Origin of the sequence: Agathobaculum butyriciproducens (genome assembly GCA_003096535.1) — a bacterium.
In the GTDB taxonomy this organism is placed as follows: Bacteria; Bacillota; Clostridia; order Oscillospirales; family Butyricicoccaceae; genus Agathobaculum; species Agathobaculum butyriciproducens.
In genome coordinates this window covers 1-3836 of record QEKJ01000038.1, presented here as the reverse complement: position 1 = coordinate 3836, position 3836 = coordinate 1, and the positions used below count along the sequence as shown (strand labels likewise).

The 3836-nt window shown below is 47.5% G+C and carries 6 protein-coding genes; all 6 read left to right on the top strand.

The features are described 5' to 3' along the window. Positions 1-203 precede the first annotated feature (203 nt). Positions 204-392: a hypothetical protein gene (locus C7386_RS12950; RefSeq protein ID WP_002592123.1), complete on the top strand. Its 189-nt coding sequence runs from the start codon at positions 204-206 to the stop codon at positions 390-392. Then, positions 389-730, top strand: coding sequence for a replication initiator protein A (locus tag C7386_RS12945; RefSeq protein ID WP_116705710.1), 342 nt, complete (start codon positions 389-391; stop codon positions 728-730). Before C7386_RS12950 ends, C7386_RS12945 begins: the two co-directional genes overlap by 4 nt. Next, positions 723-1019, top strand: a complete 297-nt coding sequence (locus C7386_RS12940) for a DUF3847 domain-containing protein (protein WP_116705709.1) — start codon at positions 723-725, stop codon at positions 1017-1019. The genes C7386_RS12945 and C7386_RS12940 overlap by 8 nt, the downstream gene beginning before the upstream one ends. A gap of 322 nt (positions 1020-1341) precedes the next feature. Next, a complete protein-coding gene (locus tag C7386_RS12935) occupies positions 1342-1770 on the top strand; it encodes a GNAT family N-acetyltransferase (protein ID WP_004612769.1) in 429 nt (142 codons plus the stop codon). 110 nt (positions 1771-1880) lie between these two features. After that, entirely contained in the window at positions 1881-2102 is a 222-nt protein-coding gene (locus tag C7386_RS12930; protein WP_004612768.1) for a DUF4318 domain-containing protein, read from the top strand. Between the two features lie 184 nt (positions 2103-2286). Continuing rightward, positions 2287-3836, top strand: a 1550-nt coding sequence (gene mobQ / locus C7386_RS12925; RefSeq protein WP_116705708.1) for a MobQ family relaxase, incomplete at its 3' end; no start/stop codon positions are given.

The window sequence follows — 3836 nt, the reverse complement described above, 5'->3', positions numbered from 1 at the left end:
ATACGCCGCTGTGAGATTCAGGGGAGGAACGACACCGGGGAGAACTGGCGAACTGACACCGAAATGATACCGAAACACGACAATCTGATAGGGGGGCAGTCTACCCTATCGCTGATACTTCGGGGAATTTTAGGCGGCTCTATGACCATAATTTTGCCGAAAATCGCCCCGAAACCATACACGAAAACGGGAGGAAGCGCAATATGCCGAGAATGAGCAAAAAGAGGAAGCATGAGCTTTCCTTTTACCTCAATGACCGGGGGCGTGTCACTTACAACGAGTTATGCCGGAAATGCCAGCATGGATGCAGGCAGAGCTTCCGGGCGGTTGTGGTTGACTGCCCCCGTTATTTATCCAAACGAGCAAAGAAAAAGGAGGAACATACCGAATGAATTTTGAATTTATGACGATAGACACACCATTGCCACCCTGTATGCCATTCCCCAGAGCGTTGACAGGATTTCCAGTCAGCAGCACCGCAAAGGTCATGTACTGCCGGATGCTGGACGCTATGCTATCCAAAGGGCAGGAGGACGAGAACGGAATCCTGTTTGTCTGCTTCCCTATCACAGGCATTGCCGCAGTCCTGTCTCGCAGCCCCATGACGGTCAAGCGTTCTCTGAATGAACTGGAAACCGCCGGACTTATCATGCGGGTGCGTCAGGGCGTGGGAGAACCAAACAGGATTTATGTGCTGATACCGGGAAAGGAGGACGCTGCCCTTGCCTGATACCTCAAAGCTGGAAAAGCTCAACCAGGAGTTGGAAAAGAGTGAAAAGAAACTGCGGAAAGCTATTAATGATGAAAAGGCATTGCAGCACCAGCTAAAGCAGCTTACCCGAAAAGAACGGACACACCGGCTCTGTACTCGTGGCGGTATGCTGGAAAGTTTTCTGCAAGAGCCGGAACGCCTGACAGATGATGATGTCATGCTGTTGTTGAAACTCATTTTTCACAGGCAGGACACGCAGGAACTATTGAAAAAACTGTTGGAACGGGAGAAGCCGGAAACCCCTTAGTTTACTAAGGGCGCAATTATACACCACCCAGAGGTTGGTGCATTGCGTTCTCCGAAGGCTCCTCGCCGGAGGGCTGTGATTTGTGCGAGCAATGAGCCGAACGAATATGCTTGCATATTCACTCGGCGAATGCCGCAGCAGCCGACAGAATGTCGGCTTCCGCGGTCATGGTCTGCTCCAAATCATACAGGGGACGCTACGCTTCCCCTGCGCTGGCTGCCGCCAGCTACCCTTTTGTGGACTTGCCATCTGGGGACACCTTGCGCTGCAAGCTGTTCCCAGCCGACAAGTTTCATAAAATATGCTATCTTTTCGATAGGCGATGAAGTATAATGAAGATGACAACAAATCGGTAGTTGGAGGAAAAATAATGGACTACAAAATAGATGATAAAAACCTTGATGTATCAATGTTTATTTCTTTTGTCAATCAAGTATGGCAAGGTAATTATGATGTGGAACAAACAAGGATGGCATTATCTAAAACATTAAATATAACAGCCTATGACAATAAAAAGCTAGTAGGATGCTTGCGTATTCTTTCCGATGGTTACTATTTTGGAACAATTACAGAGTTACTGGTTCTTCCTCAATATCAAAAACAGGGGATTGGAAGCAAACTTCTTCAACTTGCAAAAGATAATACACCTACAATGTTATATTTCGGCTCTCAACCAGAAGCAGAAAAATTTTATGAAAAGAATGGTTGTCAAAAAAGTTTACAATCTTACATGATAAATAGAAAAGAGTAAGGGACAATTTGAAATTATAAGTGGATTTTTGCGAAGCTGTATGATACTATTATTTTATAACGATTTGAAAATTCGTGGATTACTTAACAAATTAGAAGGAGGTATTTTATATGTTTAAAAAAGCTTTTTGGGTTCCTTATGAGGATAGTGCCAATTACCCAACTCTTGCAAAAACTATGGAAGCAATTTCAAAGTATTGTGAAGAAAATGGTGAGTCTTATACATTTATTAACGATGACGAAGTGGAGATAAATGGAAAAAGATATGAAATATATAGGGGCTACGAAAATGGTAGTAGGGGAAATTACGGCATAAAATGTAAAGAAAAATAAATCCAATTTGTTATTCTACACACATCGGGTCAACTTGTCCCGAACTTTCACAACTAAATACCCGCCGCTTACACAGCGGCACACCGAGCAGGAAATCTGAAAAAGGTCTCCTGCTTTTTTTCTGCCCAAAATGAGGTGGTAAAACGCCACCCCATCTGCCAAGCATAGAAAGGAGTGACACGAAATGCCCTGTCCACACAACGAAATCTCGATTGTTCAGCGAAGTCAACAGCAGTCTGCGGTTGCCGCAGCTGCCTACCAGAGCGGCGAAAAACTGTTCTGTGGATACGACCAAGAAGTGAAGCACTACCCGGAAAAGCGTGGTATCGTCCACAATGAAATCCTGCTCCCGGCAAATGCCCCGCCGGAGTATGCAGACCGCAATACCCTATGGAACGCCGCCGAAGCGGTGGAAAAGCAATGGAACTCCCAGCTTGCAAGGCGGTGGGTGCTTACCATCCCCAGAGAGATACCGCCTGACCAGTACGCTGTCCTTGTCCGGGAGTTTTGCCAGCAGCAGTTTGTTTCAAAAGGCATGATTGTTGATTTTGCCATCCATGACCCCCATCCGCCGGGATACAATCCCCACGCCCATGTCATGCTGACCATGCGGGCAATGGACGAACATGGGAAATGGCTTGGCAAGAGCCGCAAGGTTTATGACCTTGACGAGAACGGGGAACGGATAAAACTTCCGTCCGGCAGATGGAAAAGCCATAAGGAAGATACCGTTGACTGGAACGACCAGAAGTATTGTGAAATCTGGCGGCATGAATGGGAGGTCATCCAGAACCGCTATCTGGAAGCCAACAACCGCCCGGAGCGTGTGGACTTGCGTTCCTATGCCAGACAGGGGCTTGATATAGTCCCTACTGTCCATGAGGGGGCTGCTGTCCGGCAGATGGAAAAGCGAGGTATCCAGACGAATATCGGAAACCTGAACCGGGAAATTAAAGCCGCCAACAGCTTAATGCAGTCCATCTGGCAGCTCATCCAAAACCTCAAAGACTGGATTACCGAACTGGGCGAAAAACGGAAAGAACCGCTTGCACAAAAAGCAGCGGAGGAAGCTGTCTTTCTTCCCAATCTACTGATGAAATATATGGAGATACGAAAAGAAGAACGGAAAGACTGGACGAGGGCTGGACAAAACCGGGGGACTTCCAAGGACTTAAAGACAGTCAGCGAAGCATTGTCCTATCTCCGGCGAAAGGGGCTTTCCACCGTAGAGGATTTGGAAGCGTTTCTGAAATCTTCCGAGAAATCTGTTGCCGACTACCGCAGCCAGATGAAGCCAAAGGAAACCCGCAGTAAAGTGATTGACGGGCTTCTTTCTGCCCGGATAGACTGCAAGGAATGTAAGCCCGTCTATGAAAAGTACCAGAAGCTATTTTTTAAGAAAACAAAGGAAACTTTCAAGCAGGAACACCCGGAGGTTGCCCGGTATGAGAAAGCCATCGCCTACCTTGCCAAGCACCCGGACGATAAGGACAGCACCCAAAAGGAACTGCAAGAGGAGCAGGAAACACTTCTGGAAGAAATTGCAGCCCTGAAAACACCGCTGACCGAGGTACAGGAGGACTTGAAGAAGCTGCGGGACATCCGCTACTGGGTACGGAAAGCCACACCCGGCACAGAAGAAAGCAAAGAGCCGCCCAAGAAGCAGCCCATCAAAGAAGTCTTGCAGGATAAGGCGAACGAGAAAAAAGCACAAAGAACTGTCCCGGCACAGAC